The sequence below is a fragment of the Intrasporangium sp. DVR genome, from assembly GCF_040365325.1.
Lineage (GTDB): Bacteria > Actinomycetota > Actinomycetes > Actinomycetales > Dermatophilaceae > Intrasporangium.
Genome location: NZ_BAABZW010000024.1, coordinates 24,646 through 43,309 on the forward strand (window position 1 = coordinate 24,646; position 18,664 = coordinate 43,309).

At 72.0% G+C, this 18,664-nt stretch carries 13 protein-coding genes; 8 read left to right on the forward strand and 5 right to left on the reverse strand.

Going from position 1 to position 18,664, the window contains the following annotated elements:
- Positions 1-108: 108 nt before the first annotated feature.
- Complete coding sequence (locus tag ABWV20_RS16545) at positions 109-1,482, reverse strand: serine hydrolase domain-containing protein (protein WP_353357056.1); 1,374 nt, start codon at positions 1,480-1,482, stop codon at positions 109-111.
- Positions 1,483-1,673: 191 nt separating this feature from the next.
- Between ABWV20_RS16545 and ABWV20_RS16550 the strand changes: the two genes are divergently transcribed.
- On the forward strand, positions 1,674-3,878 hold the full coding sequence (locus ABWV20_RS16550) for an NADP-dependent isocitrate dehydrogenase (protein ID WP_353357058.1): 2,205 nt from the start codon (positions 1,674-1,676) through the stop codon (positions 3,876-3,878).
- A gap of 140 nt (positions 3,879-4,018) precedes the next feature.
- Here the strand turns inward: ABWV20_RS16550 and ABWV20_RS16555 are convergent, their stop codons facing one another.
- From ABWV20_RS16555 to topA, 4 genes are all read right to left on the reverse strand, one after another.
- Complete coding sequence (locus tag ABWV20_RS16555) at positions 4,019-5,674, reverse strand: AMP-binding protein (protein WP_353357060.1); 1,656 nt, start codon at positions 5,672-5,674, stop codon at positions 4,019-4,021.
- A gap of 49 nt (positions 5,675-5,723) precedes the next feature.
- Positions 5,724-6,191 (reverse strand): SCP2 sterol-binding domain-containing protein, encoded by a 468-nt coding sequence (locus tag ABWV20_RS16560; protein ID WP_353357062.1) that lies wholly within the window; start codon positions 6,189-6,191, stop codon positions 5,724-5,726.
- An 80-nt stretch (positions 6,192-6,271) separates the two neighbouring features.
- The gene (locus ABWV20_RS16565; protein ID WP_353357064.1) at positions 6,272-7,081 is read right to left on the reverse strand and encodes a PIG-L family deacetylase; all 810 of its coding nucleotides are present in this window, start codon (positions 7,079-7,081) and stop codon (positions 6,272-6,274) included.
- 77 nt (positions 7,082-7,158) lie between these two features.
- The gene (topA, locus tag ABWV20_RS16570) at positions 7,159-9,942 is read right to left on the reverse strand and encodes a type I DNA topoisomerase (protein ID WP_353357066.1); all 2,784 of its coding nucleotides are present in this window, start codon (positions 9,940-9,942) and stop codon (positions 7,159-7,161) included.
- Positions 9,943-10,185: 243 nt separating this feature from the next.
- On the opposite strand from topA, the gene ABWV20_RS16575 reads away from it, so the two are divergent.
- The 7 genes from ABWV20_RS16575 to ABWV20_RS16605 all read left to right on the forward strand — a co-directional run bounded on the left by ABWV20_RS16575 (position 10,186) and on the right by ABWV20_RS16605 (position 18,664).
- On the forward strand, positions 10,186-10,977 hold the full coding sequence (locus ABWV20_RS16575) for a dioxygenase family protein (protein ID WP_353357068.1): 792 nt from the start codon (positions 10,186-10,188) through the stop codon (positions 10,975-10,977).
- A 369-nt stretch (positions 10,978-11,346) separates the two neighbouring features.
- Positions 11,347-12,618 (forward strand): toxic anion resistance protein, encoded by a 1,272-nt coding sequence (locus tag ABWV20_RS16580; RefSeq protein WP_353357070.1) that lies wholly within the window; start codon positions 11,347-11,349, stop codon positions 12,616-12,618.
- Between the two features lie 53 nt (positions 12,619-12,671).
- The gene (locus tag ABWV20_RS16585) at positions 12,672-13,295 is read left to right on the forward strand and encodes a hypothetical protein (protein WP_353357072.1); all 624 of its coding nucleotides are present in this window, start codon (positions 12,672-12,674) and stop codon (positions 13,293-13,295) included.
- Positions 13,296-13,324: 29 nt separating this feature from the next.
- Positions 13,325-15,004 (forward strand): AAA family ATPase, encoded by a 1,680-nt coding sequence (locus ABWV20_RS16590; protein ID WP_353357074.1) that lies wholly within the window; start codon positions 13,325-13,327, stop codon positions 15,002-15,004.
- Positions 15,001-16,371 carry a GlnX family signal transduction membrane protein gene (locus ABWV20_RS16595; RefSeq protein WP_353357076.1) on the forward strand — a complete coding sequence of 457 codons (1,371 nt, stop codon included), beginning with the start codon at positions 15,001-15,003 and terminating at the stop codon, positions 16,369-16,371. Before ABWV20_RS16590 ends, ABWV20_RS16595 begins: the two co-directional genes overlap by 4 nt.
- Positions 16,368-17,396, forward strand: coding sequence for a glutamate ABC transporter substrate-binding protein (locus ABWV20_RS16600; protein ID WP_353357078.1), 1,029 nt, complete (start codon positions 16,368-16,370; stop codon positions 17,394-17,396). The genes ABWV20_RS16595 and ABWV20_RS16600 overlap by 4 nt, the downstream gene beginning before the upstream one ends.
- A gap of 116 nt (positions 17,397-17,512) precedes the next feature.
- Positions 17,513-18,664: a hypothetical protein gene (locus tag ABWV20_RS16605; RefSeq protein ID WP_353357080.1), complete on the forward strand. Its 1,152-nt coding sequence runs from the start codon at positions 17,513-17,515 to the stop codon at positions 18,662-18,664.

Here is an 18,664-nt window from a genome sequence, read left to right on the forward strand (position 1 = left end):
CTTCCCCTTGCGGCGCCCCACGGGCACGTGGCTGGGGACACCGGCGACGCACCCGTCGGTGCCGTGGTGGAACGGCTCCTCCCCGTCAGCCTCCCTGAGCTGCGCCGGTCACGCCCAGCCCGCGTCGGCGACGCCGCCCGGCACATCCGCCTCCGGGTCGTACGGGGTCCGGGTCAGCCGGAACGACTGGAGGTCGAGGTGGGAGACCGTCCCGTCGGGCCGGCGGATCACCCGGAGCGGCTCGCCGAGGTGGTAGCCGTCCAGGCCACGCCACTCGTCGGGCGCCACCCGCTCGAAGCGCGATCCGCGCCCCTGGCCGGGCTCACCGAGGACGAGGTGCTCGCCGACGCCCGTGGCCATCGTCACCGTCGGGCCCCAGTGCCACAGGCCGACGAGGTCGAGCACACCCACGTCACCCGCGGCGTGCCACGGCTCGGGCTGCTTCGGCTCCCGCTCCCGGAACTCGGTGAGCAGGACGCCCACCTGCGGCCCGAACGGTCCGCCGGTGGAGTTGGTGAAGGACACCAGGCCGTCACCGGACTTGACGTCGACCCGCAGGCCGGCGAGGAAGCCGGGCATCGAGCCACCGTGCCCGATGGCCCGGCGGCCCTCGACGTTCCAGACCTGCCAGCCCAGGCCGTGGGCCACCGTCCACGGCTGTCCCGGGTTGTCGCCGACGACGTGCGGCTCGGCCATCTCGCTCAGGGTGTCCGGGTCGAGCACGTCCCCCGTGTCCCCCGCTGCGAAGACGGCCCACTTCGCGAGGTCCTCGACGGTGGTCCACAGCTGACCGGCCGGAGCCATCGCGCCGGCATCGTGCTCGGGCTCGGGCAGCAGCACGTCGGCGAAGGGATGGACGGCCCAGCCCGGAGCAGCCCTGCCCTCGGGTCGCGTCGTCGTCCGCCGCATCTCCAGCGGCTCGAGCAGCTCTCGGCGCACGACGTCGAACCAGCTCTCACCGTGCGCCCGGGCCAGCAGCTCCCCGAGCGCCGCATAGCCGACGTTGGAGTAGTGGAACCGACGACCCGGGCGAAACCGCTGCACGACAGGCGAGTCGGCCAGCTCGGCCCACGGCCCGCCCGGGGTGCGCTCCCACCACGGGCCGTTGGTCTCGGCCTGGACCCCGCCCGCGTGGGACAGCAGCTGCGCGACCGTCGCACCGCCGAGGCGGGACCCGGGGACGTGGGCCTCGAGGCGGTCCTCCAGGTCCAGTCGACCTGCGTCGCGCAGCCGCAGCACCGCCACCGCGACGAAGGTCTTGGTGATCGAGCCCATCCGGTACTGGGTGTCGAGGTCGGCGGGCTCGCCGGTCGCCCGGCCGTCGAGGGTCCCGAGGGCCTTCGCCCAGACGATCCCGCCATCGCGCACGATGCCCGCGGCGACGGACGGCAGCCGCGAGTCCCGCTGGAGGGCCGCGAGGAGACGGTCGAGGTGGCGACCCGTCGCGGGGTCGAGAAGGCCGGTCCGGGCGTCGCTGGTCACCCCCACCACCCTAGTGAGGCAACGACCGACCGGGGGCGAGCCCAGCGGCATACGGCGTCCCCTCACACCCGAGCGACCCTGTGGCGTGGCGCACGGCACCCCGGCAGGATGGGAGGGCGTCTCCACGCCGGCGACGCATCCGATATCTTGATATCAAGATTTTTATCGGAACCCCTCGGAATGGAGCACAGGTGACGGACTCGAAGATCATCTACACGTACACCGACGAGGCCCCCGCGCTCGCCACGGCGTCGCTGCTGCCGATCGTGCAGGCGTTCGCGTCGAAGGCCGGGGTCGCCGTGGAGACCCGCGACATCTCGCTCGCCGGCCGCATCCTCGCCTCGTTCGGCCTCGCCGACGACGCCCTCGGCGAGCTCGGCGCGCTGGCCAAGCGCCCCGAGGCCAACATCGTCAAGCTGCCCAACGTCTCCGCCTCGATCCCCCAGCTCAAGGCCGCGGTCAAGGAGCTGCAAGACCAGGGCTTCGCCGTCCCCGACTACCCCGACAACCCCACGACCGACGAGGAGAGGGCGGCCCGGGCTGCCTACGACAAGGTCAAGGGCTCGGCCGTCAACCCGGTCCTGCGGGAGGGCAACTCCGACCGCCGTGCCCCCGCGTCGGTCAAGAGCTACGCGCGCAAGCACCCCCACTCGATGGGCGCCTGGAGCTCGGACAGCAGGACGAACGTCGCCACCATGGACGCGAACGACTTCGCCCACAACGAGAAGTCGGTCGTCCTGCCGAAGGACGACACCCTGCGCATCGAGCACGTCGCCGGTGACGGCACGACGACAGTCCTCAAGGAGTCGCTTCCGGTCCTCGCCGGGGAGGTGGTCGACGCGACGTTCATGAGCGCCGCCGCGCTTCGCGAGTTCATCACCGCCCAGATCCAGCGCGCCAAGGACGAGGGCGTCCTCTTCTCGGTCCACCTCAAGGCGACGATGATGAAGGTCTCCGACCCGATCATCTTCGGGCACGCCGTCCGCGCCTTCTTCCCCGACGTCTTCGAGACGTATGCCGCTGAGCTCGCTTCCGTGGGCGCCTCCCCCAACGACGGGCTGGGTGCCGTCCTCACATCGCTCGAGAGCCTGCCCGAGGACAAGCGCGCCGAGATCGAGGCCGCGATCGCGAAGGGCTTCGAGCAGGGACCTGCGATCGCGATGGTCAACTCGGACAAGGGGATCAGCAACCTGCACGTCCCCAGCGATGTCATCGTCGACGCCTCGATGCCGGCCATGATCCGCACCTCGGGGCACATGTGGAACGCCGCCGGCGACGAGCAGGACACGCTGGCCGTCCTGCCCGACAGCTCCTACTCGGGGATCTACCAGGTCGTCATCGACGACTGCCGGGCCAACGGCGCCTTCGACCCGGCGACGATGGGGTCGGTCTCGAACGTCGGCCTGATGGCCCAGGCGGCCGAGGAGTACGGCAGCCACGACAAGACGTTCGAGATCGCCGCCGACGGTGTCGTCCGCGTCGTCGACAGCTCGGGCGCGGCCCTGCTCGAGCACCCCGTGGCCGCCGGTGACATCTGGCGGGCCTGCCAGACCAAGGACGTGCCGATCCGCGACTGGGTCAAGCTCGCCGTCACGAGGGCACGGGCCACCGGGGTCCCCGCCGTGTTCTGGCTGGACGAGGGCCGCGCACACGACGCCAACCTCATCGCCAAGGTCAACGAGTACCTCGGCGACCACGACACGGAGGGTCTCGACATCCGGATCCTCAAGCCCACAGAGGCGATCGCCTTCTCCCTCGAGCGGATTCGTCGGGGCGAGGACACGATCTCCGTGACCGGCAACGTCCTGCGCGACTACCTCACCGACCTGTTCCCCATCCTCGAGCTGGGCACCTCGGCGAAGATGCTCTCGGTCGTGCCGCTCATCAACGGTGGCGGCCTGTTCGAGACCGGCGCCGGCGGATCTGCGCCCAAGCACGTCCAGCAGCTGGTCAAGGAGAACTACCTGCGTTGGGACAGCCTGGGTGAGTTCCTCGCCCTCGCAGTGTCGTTCGAGCACCTGGCCGGCGTGACGGGCAACGCCAAGGCCCAGGTCCTCGCGGACACCCTCGACCGGGCGACCGGGAAGGTGCTCGACGAGAACAAGTCCCCGGCGCGCCGGGTCGGCCAGATCGACAACCGCGGCAGCCACTTCTGGCTCGCGGTGTACTGGGCCCAGGAGCTCGCGTCCCAGACCGAGGACGCCGAGCTGGCGAGCGCCTTCACGGACGTCGCGGCCCAGCTCGCCGAGAAGGCGGAGGCCATCGACGCCGAGCTGATCGCCGTCCAGGGGCAGCCGGCCGACATCGGCGGCTACTACCGGCCCGACGCGGAGAAGGTCGCCGCGGTGATGCGCCCGTCGACGTCGTTCAACGACATCCTCGCCGCCCTGGGCTGAGCAGCCGGCATCACCTGCTCGAGTGGCCCCGCCATCCACCTGTGGATCGCGGGGCCACTCGAGCTTGTGCTGCACGCGGGCTGCCGAGCCCTCGGCTCCTGGCGGCCGGAGGCCTCGGCGGCTCCTGCCGGCCGCCGCGGTCACTGGTCGGGGTGGGTCTCCCGGAGCTCACGGACGAGGATCTTCCCGGTGGCGTCGCGCGGAAGGTGGTCGACGACGACCACCTCGCGGGGCAGCGCGTGCCTCGCGACCCGGGCCCTCACGCGCTCGACGACCTCTTCGGGAGTGAGGGACAGTCCGGGGCGGCAGACGACGTAGGCGACGAGGCGCTGCCCGAACTCCCGGTCCGCCACCCCGAAGACGGCTGCCTCACGGAGCTCTGGAAGCTCGGCCAGCGCGGACTCCAGCTCACGCGGGTAGACGTTCTCGCCACCGGAGACGACGAGGTCGTCCTCGCGGCCGAGGACCTGGAGGCGGCCGTCGACCCACCGCCCGAGGTCTCCGGTCGGGACCATGCCTCCGGACGCCGGCGGCCGGGTCCCGTCGGAGTAGCCGTCGAAGAGCAGGTCGTTGTCGACGAGGATCCGACCGACCGCCCCGTCGGGGACGTCCGTCGCTGTCGGCGCCTCGCCCTCGACGATGGCAATCCTCGTGCCGCGTGGGGGCCGACCCGCGCAGTCCGGGTCCACGGCGAGCTCCGCCGGGGTCGCGACGGAGACCCAGGAGACCTCCGTGGAGCCGTAGAGGTTGTAGAGGACCGGGCCGTAGTCGGTCATGAACCGCTGGGCGAGGCCGGACGGCAGCCGCGAGCCGCTCACCGCGACGATCCGCAGCCGGTCCCCGCCGAGGCGCCCCGGTCGCGCGCCCCCGGCCTCCGGCCCCGAAGCCGGGTGGGCGGTAGAGAGGTCGGCGTCGGGCAGCTCGACGAGCCGCTGCAGCATGACCGGCACGGCGATCATCGCGTCGCACCGGTTGCGCCTCAGCGCGCCGCGAGCCGCCTCGGGGTCGAAGCGCCGCTGGAGCACCATGGTCGACCGCAGGGCGAGGCACAGCTGGACGCCGGCGAGCCCCCACGTGTGGAAGATGGGCGCCGACAACAGCACCGTGCCGCCAACCCCGACGGGGATCCGGTCGAGGATCGACGCCAGCGCCGAAAAGCCCCGCGGGTGCGGCCGGCGCGCCCCTCTGGGAGTGCCGGTCGTGCCGGAGGTGAGCACGATGGTGCGGCCGTGCCGGTGCGGCGGGGACACGCCGGGGTCGGCGTGCGTCAGCGACCGGGCCCGGGCGACCAGCTCGCCCTCCAGAACCAACGGGCAGCCGGCGCCGCGCGCGGTCTCGGTGAGGTCAGCGTCGTGCACGAGCAGCGACAGCCCGTGCTGCCGCGCGACCGCACCCGCCTGGGACGGGGACAGCCCGGTGTTGAGCAGGACGACGTCCAGGCCGAGCGAGGAGGCGCCGATCATCACCTCGAGGAGCGCGAGGTGGTTGCGGCACAGCACGCCGACCCGCACTGAGCCGGGGTGCCAGTCCTCGGCAGCGGTGCCGCCCAGCATGCCGCGCAGCACCGCAGCCGTGCGATCCGACCCTTCCAGGAGCTGGGCGAACGTCACCGCGCCACGGTGCTCGTCGATGACGGCGACCCGGTGGGGCGAGCGGGCTGCCGCCTGCCGCGCCTCGCCGGCCAGCCCGTAGCCCCACTGGTGCAGGGAGGCCAGCTGGCGGGCGACGCGATCGGGCCGTCCCGGCAGGAGCACGCCCCGGCGCGCGAGTGTCGCGAGCTGCTCGATGAGGTTCATGCTGGTCGCTCCGGGTCACCCGCCGGGCACGCCGCCGCCCCCGGCGGGATCAGGACTGGGGGGTGTCGAAGAAGCTGCCGAAGCTGGCCGCCAGGCTGAGGTCGCCCTTGGCCTTGATCTTGCCGGTCATGAACATCATGACCGGGTTGCCCTTCTTGGTGATCAGCTTGGTGAAGGGCTCGGGGCCCATCGTCAGGCTGAGCGTCGGGTCGCCCTCGTGGCCAGGGACCGAGGTGCACTGGCCGTCAGCGATCCGGATCGTCCAGTCGTCCGAGCCTCCGTCGGCGCGCTCCGTGATGCTCCAGTGCGCCGTCATCGCGACGCCGGCCGCCTTGTCGGCGCGGAACAGCTCTGGCATCGCCCGGAAGACGGCGGCGACGACGTCGCTGCGGGTCTCGCTCGTGAGCAGCGCGTGCAGCTCACTGTCGGGCATCGCGACGAGGCCGGACACGAGGTCGCGCGCGGGCAGGTCCTGGAGCTGCTGGGGGGTCGCGCTGCTGAGGTCGGTGGGGGTCATGGCGTTGGCTCTCCTGAGATCGACAAGTTCTTACCAACGGTAACTTAACGGTTGGCCACCACCCGCGCGAAGCGGCCCCCTCAGGCGCTTCGGGCGACGCCGGACTCGTCGAGGAACCAGCCCCGCACCAGGCCCTCGGGTCGGGCCGGCTCGAGGTAGTGCTCGACGCCGAGCACCGCCGTGAAGAGCGGCTCGGGCATCGCCAGGAGCTCGCGTGCATCGGACTGGCTCGCGTGCGCCTCGAGGGCGGACCGCTTGACCTCCATCCACTCGCCCACGTCACAGGCCCAGTGCAGCTCGTCCTCGGGGGTGCCGATCGGGTTGCCGTCGTCCATCGGGTCGTCCGCCCCCCAGCCCGGATCGACCCCGGCGGCCCGGACCGCCTCGACCGCACGGCGCACCGCGTCGCGGTTCATCGAGCCCTCGAGGTAGCGAGGCGTGCCGGCCAGCTCGGCCGCGCGCTTCGTCACGGCGTGGACCTTGACATGGTCGGGATGGCCGTAGCCGCCGTGCCAGTCGTAGCCGATGACGACCTCCGCCGACTCCTCGCGGAGCACCGCCGCGACCCGCCCGGCCGCCTCCTCGAGGTCGGCCCGGAAGAAGCTCTCGGCGTGGTCGTTCTGGTCCCAGCCGGTCATGCCGGAGTCGGCGTAGCCGAGCCACACGATGCGGTGCGTGCCGATCGCTGCGGCGGACGCCGCCATCTCGGCACGCCTGCGGGCGACGACGGTCTCCCCATCGGCCAGGTCATCCGGCGCGTCCCCGTGGTCGCCGTTGGTCGCGACGACGAGGACGACGCGGTGGCCCTCGCTCACGGCGCGGGCCATCGTGCCGGCCGTCTGGGAGGCCTCGTCGTCGGGGTGGGCATGGACGAAGACCAGGGTTGCCATCTGCCCACCCTCACCCGGGCCCAACCACCCCGTCAAAGTCTTTCGGAAATTGCCGGTGTCGTTCGGGAGCCAGCCGCTCAGGCCTTCTTCGTGGTGGCCTTCGTGGTGGCCTTCTTGGCGGCCCGCTTCGCCGGGGCCTTGCGGGTCGTCTTCTTCGCTGCTCGCTTCCGCGTCGTCGGACCCTTGGCGCGCTTCTCGGCGAGGAGCTCGAAGCCCCGCTCGGGGGTGATCGTCTCCGGGTCGTCGCCCTTGCGCAGGGTCGCGTTGGTCTCCCCGTCGGTGACATAGGGGCCGAAGCGGCCGTCCTTGACGACGACCGGTTTGCCGCTGACGGGATCCGCGCCGAGCTCCTTCAGCGGGGGCGCGGCGGCCGCGCGACCGCGCTGCTTCGGCTGGGCGTAGATGGCCAGGGCCTCCTCGAGCGTGATGTCGAAGAGCTGCTGCTCGGTCTGGAGCGAGCGCGAGTCGGTGCCGCGCTTGAGGTAGGGCCCGTAGCGGCCGTTCTGCGCGGTGATCTCCACGCCCTCCTGGTCGACGCCGACGACGCGCGGGAGACTGAGCAGCTTGAGCGCCGTCTCCAGGTCGATCGTCGCGAGGTCCATGTCGGTGAAGAGGGACGCGGTGCGCGGCTTCGGCTTGGCGGCCTTCCGGCCCCGGCCGGTCGTCGGCGCAGCGGTCTCGTCGTCGTCGATGACCTCGGTGACGTAGGGGCCGTAGCGACCCGCCTTGGCGACGATCTCGCGCCCGGTCTCGGGGTCACGCCCGAGCACCTTGCCGTCGTCGGCGGCGGCCTCGAGCAGCTCACGCGCCATGGCCGGCGTCATCTCGTCGGGTGGGATGTCGTCGTTGATCGTCGCCCGCCGCGGCGCGACGGGGACGGCTGCACCCTCGGCGACCTCGCCCGTCTCGAGATCGACCCCGGCGGGGACGACCTCCTCGACGTAGGGGCCGTAGCGGCCGACACGCACGACCATGCCGTCACCGAGCGGGATCGTCGAGATCTCCCTGGCGTCGATCTCGCCCAGGTCGTCGACGAGCTCCTTGAGCCCCTCGGCCGTGGTCGCACGGTCGCCGAAGTAGAACTTCTGGAGCCACTCGACGCGCCCGAGCTCGCCGTTCGCGATCCGGTCGAGGTCCTCCTCCATCGAGGCGGTGAACTCGTAGTCCACGAGCTCGGTGAAGTGCTCCTCGAGCAGGCGCGTCACGGCGAACGCGAGCCAGGTGGGGACCAGCGCCTGCCCCTTGGTGTAGACGTAGCCGCGGTCCTGGATCGTCCCGATCGTCGAGGCGTACGTGGAGGGCCGGCCGATGCCCTTCTCCTCCATCGCCTTGACGAGCGTCGCCTCGGTGTAGCGGGCCGGCGGTGACGTCTCGTGCCCGTCCGCCTCGGCCCGGACCACCTCGAGGGTGACCCCGGTGGACAGCTTGGGGAGCCGGCGCTCCTCGGCGGCCGCGTCCGCGCGGGCCTGGGTCTCGTCGTCGCGCCCCTCCTCGTAGGCCGCGAGGAACCCCTTGAACGTGATGACCGTGCCGGACGCGCTGAACTCCACGCGATGCGCCCCCTCGAGGGCGGTGTCGACCGTGAGCTTGACGGTGGCGGTGGAGCCGCGAGCGTCGGCCATCTGGGAGGCGACGGTGCGCTTCCAGATCAGCTCGTAGAGCGCATAGTCCTCGCCGCGCAGCTCGCCGGCGACCATTGCCGGGGTGCGGAAACGGTCACCGGCGGGGCGGATCGCCTCGTGCGCCTCCTGGGCGTTCTTGACCTTCTTCTCGTAGCGACGGGGCGCGTCGGGGACGTACTCGGCGCCGTAGAGGTCGCGCGCCTGGCTGCGCGCCGCGGTGAGGGCCGCGTCGGAGAGCGTCGTCGAGTCGGTGCGCATGTAGGTGATGTAGCCGCCCTCGTAGAGGCGTTGCGCGACGCGCATCGAGTTCTTCGACGACATCCGCAGCTTGCGGGAGGCCTCCTGCTGCAGCGTGGAGGTGGTGAACGGAGCCGAGGGGCGCCGGGTGTAGGGCTTCTCCTGGACGTCCGTGACGCGGGTGGACCCCTCGCCCACGGCGAGGCAGGCCTCGGCAATGCGTCTGGCGAGGGCCTCGTCGAGGTGGATGACGTTGCGACCCGTGAGCCGGCCGTCGTCGGCGAAGTCGCGCCCGGTCGCCACCCGTGACCCGTCGACCGCGGACAGGCGGGCGCTGAACTGCTGGGCCGCACCGTCCGGTGTGAAGTCGCCCTCGACGTCCCAGTAGGACGCCCTGACGAAGGCCATCCGCTCGCGCTCGCGCTCGACGACCATGCGGGTCGCGACGGACTGGACGCGGCCGGCCGAGAGCCCCTGACGGACCTTGCGCCACAGCACCGGGCTGACCTCGTAGCCGTAGAGCCGGTCGAGGATCCGGCGCGTCTCCTGTGCGTCGACGAGGTCCTGGTCGAGCTCTCGCGTGTCGCTGACGGCGCGCTGGATCGCCTCGCGGGTGATCTCGTGGAAGACCATGCGCCTGACGGGAACCCGCGGCTGGAGGGCCTGGAGCAGGTGCCACGCGATGGCCTCGCCCTCGCGGTCCTCGTCGGTGGCGAGGTAGAGCTCGCTCGCGTCCTTCAGCTTGCGCTTGAGCTCCGCGACCTTCTTCCTCTTGTCGGCGTCGACGACGTAGTAGGGCTCGAAGTCGTGATCGACGTCCACGGCGAACTTGCCGAAGGGCCCCTTCTTCATGTCGGCCGGGAGCTCGGACGGGTTGGGCAGGTCCCTGATGTGTCCGATCGAGGCCTCGACCTCGTAGTCCCCACCGAGGTATGAGGCGATCGACTTCACCTTGCCCGGGGACTCGACGATGACGAGCTTGCGACCCTTGCCGGCGGCCATGGTTCACCTGTGTCTTCCTGCAGCTCCAACGGCAGCGGATTCGTCGCTGCGTGGTCGTGGACGCGCCCCGACGGTAACAGAACGACCCCTGCGGCTCGCGCCCTCATCCTCGGACCCGGCCGAGAACCGACCGCACCGGCCGCGGGAGGGACTCAGCGGCATACGCCCTGTGGAACAACGGCGTGCATCGGGCCGTTGACCATGATAGTTTACTAATCAACAATCTCTTCGAGGAGCACCCGAATGACCACTCCCCTGATCTACCTCAGCCACGGCGCGCCGCCGCTCGCCGACGACGCCCGCTGGACGGCAGAGCTCGCCCAGTGGTCCGCCGACCTGCCGAAGCCGAAGAACGTCCTCATGGTGTCGGCTCACTGGGAGGACGCCCCGACGACCCTCGGCTCGACGACCGGAGCGCCGCTCGTCTACGACTTCTGGGGCTTCCCGCAGAAGTACTACGAGGTCACCTACGACGCGCCCGCAGCCCCCGACCTGGCCGACGACGTCACCAAGCTGCTCACCGCGCCCGGCCAGGCCAGCTCCACGCCGGTCCACCGCGACGAGTCGCGCGGCCTCGACCACGGCGCCTACGTCCCGCTCAAGGAGATGTTCCCCGAGGCCGACGTGCCGGTCCTGCAGATGTCGATGCCGACGCTCGACCCCCGTGGCCTCTTCGAGATCGGCCGCAAGCTGGCGCCGCTCCGCGACCAGGGCACCCTCATCGTCGGGTCGGGCTTCACGACGCACAACCTGCGCTGGTTCAACCCCCGCGCCGGGGCGGATGCCGCGCCGCCGATGGCGAGTGCCGAGTTCGACCACTGGGCCCAGGAGGCGATGCAGGCCAAGGACATCGACAGCATCCTCGACTTCCTCGCCAAGGCTCCCGCGGCGCGTGAGGCACACCCGCGCACGGAGCACTTCGCCCCCCTCTTCGTCACGCTGGGTGCGGCCCACGCGTCGGGGCGCCTCGACAACCAGAGCGTCATCGACGGCTTCTGGTTCGGCCTGTCGAAGCGGTCCTGGCAGTTCAACTGACCTTCTCGGGCGGGGAACCGCTCCGGCCCCCACCTTCGTTGAGAGAGTGTGGGTGCCCCACGCACGCGGCCGCAGCACGGAACCTCCCCTGACTCCAGCGCTGCGGCCGCCCCTTGTCCCCCCAGCCACCCCCCAGCCACCCCGGAGCCGACCCGGGATCGGTCGGGGTCCGGTCGGGGTCCGGTCGGGGTCCGGTCGGGGTCCGGCCGGGGTCCGGCCCGGGGCGGAACCGGGGAAATCCCCCGCCCGTCCCATGCGGGCGCCACGTAGAGTGGCTAACGCCCTTCCAGCCGTATGCCGCTGGGCGGGCTCAGGGACCACGGCCACGCCTCGACGGGGCCGGGACAAAGGGGAAGGACCCGTTCGACGATGAGTGACCAGCCCGCTGCCCAGCAGGCGCCTGCCGCTGCCCAGGTGGCCCCAGCGCCGCTCGAGCCTCCGGTCACGGAGACGCACCTGACCCTCACCCCGCCGCCCCCCGTCACTGCCGTGGCCGAGACGTCAGCGCCGAGGATGGCCCCCGCCGTGCCGGAGGCCGCCCTTCCCGGCCTCGACACCAAGGTCGACACCTACCTCGACTCCCTGCTCAAGGCAACGACGAAGTCGCCCGAGTGGGAGGCCCGCGCCGCCGACGTGCGAAGCATGGGCACCGACGAGATCCGGTTCGCCGCCGAGTCGTCCAACCGGATGCTGCAGATGCCCGTCAAGGCGCTCAACGAGGGCTCGCTCTCCCAGGGCTCCAAGGTCGGCCAGACCCTGCTCGACCTGCGCCGCACCGTCGAGGACCTCGACCCCTCACAGGCCACCGGCGCGAAGAAGTTCCTCGGCATGATCCCGTTCGGCGACCGGGTCACCGACTACTTCCGCAAATACCAGTCGGCGCAGTCGCACCTCAACGGCATCCTCCACTCGCTCCAGTCCGGCCAGGACGAGCTGCAGAAGGACAACGTCGCCCTCAACCTCGAGAAGAAGTCCCTCTGGGACTCGATGGGCCGGCTCAACCAGTACGTCTACGTCGCGGAGCGGCTCGACGCGCGGCTGGCCGCCCAGGTCGCCACGCTCGAGACGACCGACCCCGAGAAGGCCAAGGCGCTGCGCGAGGACGTCCTGTTCTACGTGCGACAGAAGCACCAGGACCTGCTCACCCAGCTCGCCGTGTCGATCCAGAACTACCTGGCGATCGACATCATCATCAAGAACAACATCGAGCTCATCAAGGGCGTCGACCGCGCGACGACCACGACCGTCTCCGCGCTGCGCACCGCGGTGATCGTCGCCCAGGCCCTCAACAACCAGCAGCTCGTCCTCGACCAGATCACCGCCCTCAACACGACGACCTCCGGCCTGATCGAGCGGACCTCCGAGCTGCTGAAGACCAACTCGGCCCGCATCCAGGAGCAGTCCGCCAGCTCGACACTCAGCATCGAGTCGCTGCAGAAGGCCTTCGCCAACATCTACGAGACGATGGACACCATCGACCAGTTCAAGGTGCGCGCCCTGGACAACATGGCTGCGACGATCGGTGCCCTCGAGACCGAGGTGGCGAAGTCACGCAGCTACCTCGACCGCGTCGCCTCCCAGGACGCGCGGCGCGCGGCCGGAGCCGCTCCGGGTGCCCTCGACCTCGGGCCGGGCATCTGACGCAACCCGACCGACGAGTGCGATGAGGCAGACCAACGAAGGGGACATGAGACGTGGGGATCCGATCGTGGCTCGGGTTCGACCGACCCGACGCAGCGGACTCACCCACGGCCGGGCCACCGGGACCGCCGACGACCGAGCAGCTCCTCGGTGCCCTCGATGCCGTTGAGACCCAGGCCCGGGAGGGCCGGGTCCCGGGCGTCGTCCTCTCGCGTCTGCTGCGGGTGACCCGGGTCGTGCGCGAGTCGATCCCCCGCCTCGAGCGGCTCGGCATCGGCAGCGCCCAGGGCTACAGCGTCATGGCGACCGCGACCGACTACCTCCCGGTGGCGATCGGCAACTACCTGCGCCTGCCGCGCGACTGGGCCGACACCCGCCCGATCGCGGCGGGCAAGAGCTCCGTCATGCTGCTCGTCGACCAGCTCGACCTGCTCGGGGCGACGATGGACAAGGTGGCCGACGCCATCAACCGGTCCGACGCCGAGGCCATCATCGTCCACGGCGCCTTCCTCGAGGAGAAGTTCGGCCACGCGTCCACCGGCGGGTCGCTCGGCCTCGGCGCTCCCGACCCGACGCCTGACCCGACGCCTGGTCCGGCTCCCGATCCGACTCCTGCTCAGACTCCCGGCGCGGTGCCTCCGCCCAACCACCCCCAAGCCCTCACTCCACCCGAGTGACCAGCGCCTCCCAACACCCAAGGGCCCCCATGACCACAGCTGAGTCCGCGCTCGCCGAGAGCCTCGACGCGCTCGTCGACGTCGCCCGGCTGGCCGGGATCGACCCGGGCGCCGCCCGCGACGAAGGGCTGCGCGTCGCCGCTGCCCTCGCCGAGTCGGTGCCCGGCGCCGCGCGCGAGTGGGCCGCGGTCGCCCTGCCCGCGGTGACCGACCCCGCCACCATCAACGAGGCCTTCTTCGACGCCGCCTCCAAGGGGCGCCGGTGGCGGAAGCACCCCACCGACCTGCTCGTCTCGCTCGCCGCGTCGCGTCACGTCCTGGCGGCCGACTACGCCCAGGCCCTGACCGAGATCGCCTCTGACGCGGTCATGCTGGGCACCGCACCGATCTGGGTCATCGCCAACGCGACGGCGGCGAGCGCCACCTACCTCGGGGCGGCCGACCGCGCCGCTCGGCCCGTCGACCCGCGCTCGACCCTCGGGGGCTCCTCGACCGGCCTCCCGCCGCTCCCGCCGGGCGTCGGCACGGATGCCGTCCTGCGCGACTGGGGCTACGTTCGGTCACCCGGGCCGGCCGGGACCGGGGCGCCGAGCGGGAGCGAGCCCAGCGGCATACGACCAGCCGGCGACCCTGCTGCGGCGGACGTGGACGCCGCGGCGCCTCCAACCGCGCCCGAGGCGCCGGCCGAGCCGGAGCGGTCCGTCGAGGAGCTGCTCGCCGACCTGGACGTGATGATCGGCCTCGAGCGGGTCAAGAAGGAGATCCATCGGCAGGTGGCCCTGCTCAAGGTCGAGAAGATGCGGGTCGAGGCCGGGCTCAAGGCGCCCCGGATGAGCCGGCACCTGATCTTCGTCGGCAACCCGGGCACCGGCAAGACCACCGTCGCTCGTCTCGTCGGAGCCATCTACAAGGCGCTGGGCCTGCTCCCCCAGGGCCAGCTGGTCGAGGTCGACCGGTCGGAGCTCGTCGCCGGCTACGTCGGTCAGACCGCGATGAAGACCGCGGAGGTGTGCGCCAAGGCGGTCGGCGGGGTCCTCTTCATCGACGAGGCCTACGCCCTGACCGGCGACCAGTTCGCGCAGGAGGCCGTCAACACGCTCGTCAAGGAGATGGAGGACCACCGCGAGGACCTCGTCGTCATCGTCGCCGGCTACCCCGAGCCGATGGTGCACTTCATCGCCCAGAACCCCGGCCTGGCCAGTCGCTTCACGACGACGATCGAGTTCGACGACTACAGCGACGACGAGCTGGTCGCGATCCTCGACTCGATCGCCGCCAGGGCCGAGTACGAGCTGACCGACGAAGCCCGACGACGCGTGCGCCACACCCTCGAGGCGACGGCCAGGACGCCCGCGTTCGGCAACGGCCGGTTCGTCCGCAACCTGTTCGAGCACGCGGTCGGTCGGCACGCCTGGCGGCTCCAGGACGCCGTGGAGCCGACTCGGGACGACCTGCGTCTCCTGACCGCGGACGACGTCGTCGAGCAACCGGACGAGCAGCCGGACGAGCAACCGGCCGAGCAACCGGACGAGCCGGCCGACGAGGCACCGGACGCGCGCGGTGGCGACGTTCGGGTGCCGGTCAGGGAGGACCCCGATGGTCCGCCCACGGGTGGTCGGGCAGGCTCCGAGGAGGACCCGTCCCCCGATGAGAGTGCTGACGCCGCGCGAGAGGTGGCCGACGTGGAGCCCGACGAGGAGCCCAGATGACGAGCGCACCGAAGACGAACATCCCGGTCGCGGCGCCGGCCGGCTCCGCTGCGCCGCTCCCTCCGCCCCCGGCAGCCGCCCAGGGCCGGCCGGCACCGCCCGCGCCGACAGCGACCCCCGGCACCATCCGGGGCTCGGGCGCGACCATCCAGTCCGCTGTCCGGGGCCTGCTGCGCGGCACGCCGGGTCGCATGCGGCTCGTCGGCATCCTCGGGGTCATCGCCGCCCTCCTGCTCGGCGGCGCCGCGACCAACGCCATCCTCGCGTCGGAGGCGGCCGCAGAGCGCGCCGCGAACAACACGCAGCAGGTGGTGCGGATGCAGTCCATCCACGTCGACCTGCTCCGTGCGGACGCGCTCGCCACCAACGCCTTCCTCGTGGGCGGCCTCGAGACGGCCGACGCACGCGCCCAGTACGACGCCGCCATGGCCGCCGTCGTGCGCAACATCGCCGCCGGGGCGGCCGCCCAGCCCGCGGATGCCAAGGCACTCGGCGTCCTCGCCGAGCAGGTCCAGACCTACGCGGCGCTCGTCGAGCAGGCGCGGTCCAACAACCGGCTCGGGCTGCCCGTGGGCGCTCGCTACCTCACCGAGGCGAGCGCGTCCCTGCGGGCGTCGGCCATCCCCGTGGTGGCCCAGGTCGTCGCGGCCAACGAGACGAGGGCGCAGAAGGAGTTCGACCGCACCAACTCGAGTGTGCAGCTCCTGCTCGGAGTCGGCGCCCTCGTGCTCCTGGTCCTCATGGCGATCTGGCTCGCCCGCCGGACCCACCGCTACCTCAACCCCTCGTTCGCCCTCGGCGTCGCGATCCTGCTCGTCGGCCTCTTCGTCGCCTCCTCGACGATCGGCGGCATCGGCACGACGGCCTCCCAGGTGGCCGCGGGCGACTACCGGCGAGCGGTCGACCTCGCGCAGATCCGGACCGCCGCCAACGACGCCCGCGCCAACGAGAGCCTCACCCTCATCCAGCGAGGGAGCGGAGACCGCTACGAGGCAGCGTGGGTCGCCAACGACACGACGATCCGCGCGGCCGTGCAGCGCGTCAACGGGAGCTCCGCGTTGGCCGACGCGTGGGCCGCCTACGCCTCGGCCCACGAGCAGATCCGCAGCCTCGACGACAGCGGCCGCTGGGACGACGCGGTCGACCTGGCCACGGGCCGGCAGGGCGTCGGCTCGACCGTCACCTTCACCGCGTTCGACGATCAGGTGACCGCCCAGCGGGACACCGCCAGCCGGTCCGCGATCGGTCAGCTCGGCTCGCTGGGCGGAGGCGGCACCATCTGGGCCGCGCTCGTCGCGCTGCTGTCCCTTCTCGCCTCGTGGCTCATCGTCCGAGGTGTCGGCGAGCGGATCAAGGAGTACCGATGACCACGCCCACTCCTCACCCCCCCGGGTCCGCTGGCGGCACCCGCACGCGCAGCCGTCGCGGCCCCGTCGTCGGTCTCGCGACCGTGGCCGCGCTCCTGCTCTCGGCGTGCACGGGTGTCACCTACGGCGAGACCCAGCTGCCCGCACCGAAGGTCACCTCGTCGACCCCCGCGGCCCCGGCGACACCCGTGACCTGCACCAGCCCGACGCAGTCCTACGACCCGCTCCCGTCCCTGCCTGCGTCGAGCGACATCACCGACCGCACCGTCCGCACCATCCTCCAGCGTGGTCACCTCGTCGTCGGCGTCTCCGCCGACACCTACCTCTTCGGCGCGAGGGACCCGTTCACGAGCCGGATCGAGGGCTTCGACATCGACATCGCCAGAGCGGTGGCCGCCAGCCTCCTCGGCGACGCGTCGAAGGTCCAGTTCCGCGTCATCACCGCGGCCGACCGGATCGATGTCCTCAAGAACCGCGAGGTCGACATGGTCGCCCGCAACATGACGATGACGTGCTCCCGCTGGCAGGAGATCGCGTTCTCCGCGGAGTACTACCACTCGGGCCAGAAGCTCCTCGTCGCCAAGGACCCGAGCGGCAAGGTGCCGAGCACGACACTCGAGGACCTGGCGGGCAAGAAGGTCTGCGCGCCGCGCGGGACGTCGACGCTCGAGAAGCTCCGCTCGGTGCAGGGGGTCGAGGCCGTCCCTGCGGCTGACCACACGGGCTGCCTCGTGCTCTTCCAGCAGGGCAAGGCCGACGCGATCACGGGGGACGACACCGTGCTCGCCGGCCTCGCTGCCCAGGACCCCTACACCGTCGTCACCTCCGCGCCTCCCATGACCGACGAGCCCTACGGCCTCGGCTTCCACCGCGACGACGTCTACCTCGTGCGCTACGTCAACCGCGTGCTCGCCGACCTCAAGGCCGACGGCCGGTGGAAGGCGATCTACAACCGCTGGCTCGCCGACACGCTCGGGCCGGCGCCTGCCCCGCCGGTCGGTGTCCACGGGAGAGCCGCCCGATGACGTTGTCCGGGGCCGTTCCCCCACCTCCGGCCTCCTCGCCGCCCCCACCGGCGCGCCGTGGCAGCGCCCCTGGCGGCATCGCGGCTCCCGCAGCGCCGGGCAGCCTCGGTGTGCCGGTGCAGGCCACGGAGGCCCAGACCTACCTCGCCGCCCTACGGCAGTGGGTGGGGCAGCGTCGAGCCGACCTCGGTGAGGTCGACACCGCGATCCTGCGTCTCTCCCCGGGCGAGCAGACCGCCATCACGACCGACCTCACGGTCGCGCTCACCTTCTGGAAGGCCATCAACGACCGGCTCACCCTGCTCGAGACGACCTTCGACGGCGGTCGGGTCGGCCCCAAGGAGGCCGAGCGCCTGTCCACGCTCATCCACGGACGGCTCGACTCCAACACCTCCGAGCACCTGTCCCTGCCGGCGAGCGGCTCCCTCGCGGTGAGCCTGCCCGAGGCCTGCCGACTCCTCGACTCGCTCACCCGCACGCTGCAGGCCCGGGCCTCCCTCGCACCGGGTGCTGCGGAGGCCGCCCAGCGCATCACCGTCCTGCGGGCCGGCGCCGAGCGGGTGCGCGACCAGCTGCCCCTCGTGCCGGCCGGCCCCGAGCGGGACGGGGCAGCCGAGCAGCTGGCCCGCCTCGACCGCAGAGTCGCCGACCTCGTCGAGCGAGCCCGGCGCGGAGCGGATGTGGGCGGCATCATCGGCCCGATCGAGATCGACCTCGCGGTGCTCGAGCGGGACCTCATCGTCGCCGCCGCCGAGCGGGCCAACGCGGCACAGGACCGCGCCGACACGAAGCAGCAGGTCGAGGAGCTCGACGCGCGGGCCGCCGCGATCCGGGCCCTCGAGCGTCAGTGCATCGCCGCGGTGACACCGGCCCCCCACCTCGCCATCCCCAACGTCCGCGCCCTCGGCCCGGTGCCAGCGGGCGCCGCCGAGCTCGCCGGCTACCGGCAGCGGCTGGAGCGCGTCTCCCGCGCGCTCGACCTCGCCCATGAGACGTATGCCGCCGCGCTGGCCGAGCGGGACGAGGTCGTCGGGCTCGCCGGGGCAGTCGGCGCCATGCTCGACGCCATGCTCGACGCTATGGTCGCGGCCCAGCGACCCGGCGAGGACGTGGCCGGCGACCTCGCCGCGCTCCGGTCGCGCCTCGACGCGGTCCTGGCCCAGCGCCCGATGCCCACGGTCCGGGCCCGGGCCCTTGCGTCCGCGTACCAGTCCTATGTCGAAGCCGTGACGCGCCCGCCGTCCAGACCAGGAAGGGCCCACCCGTGA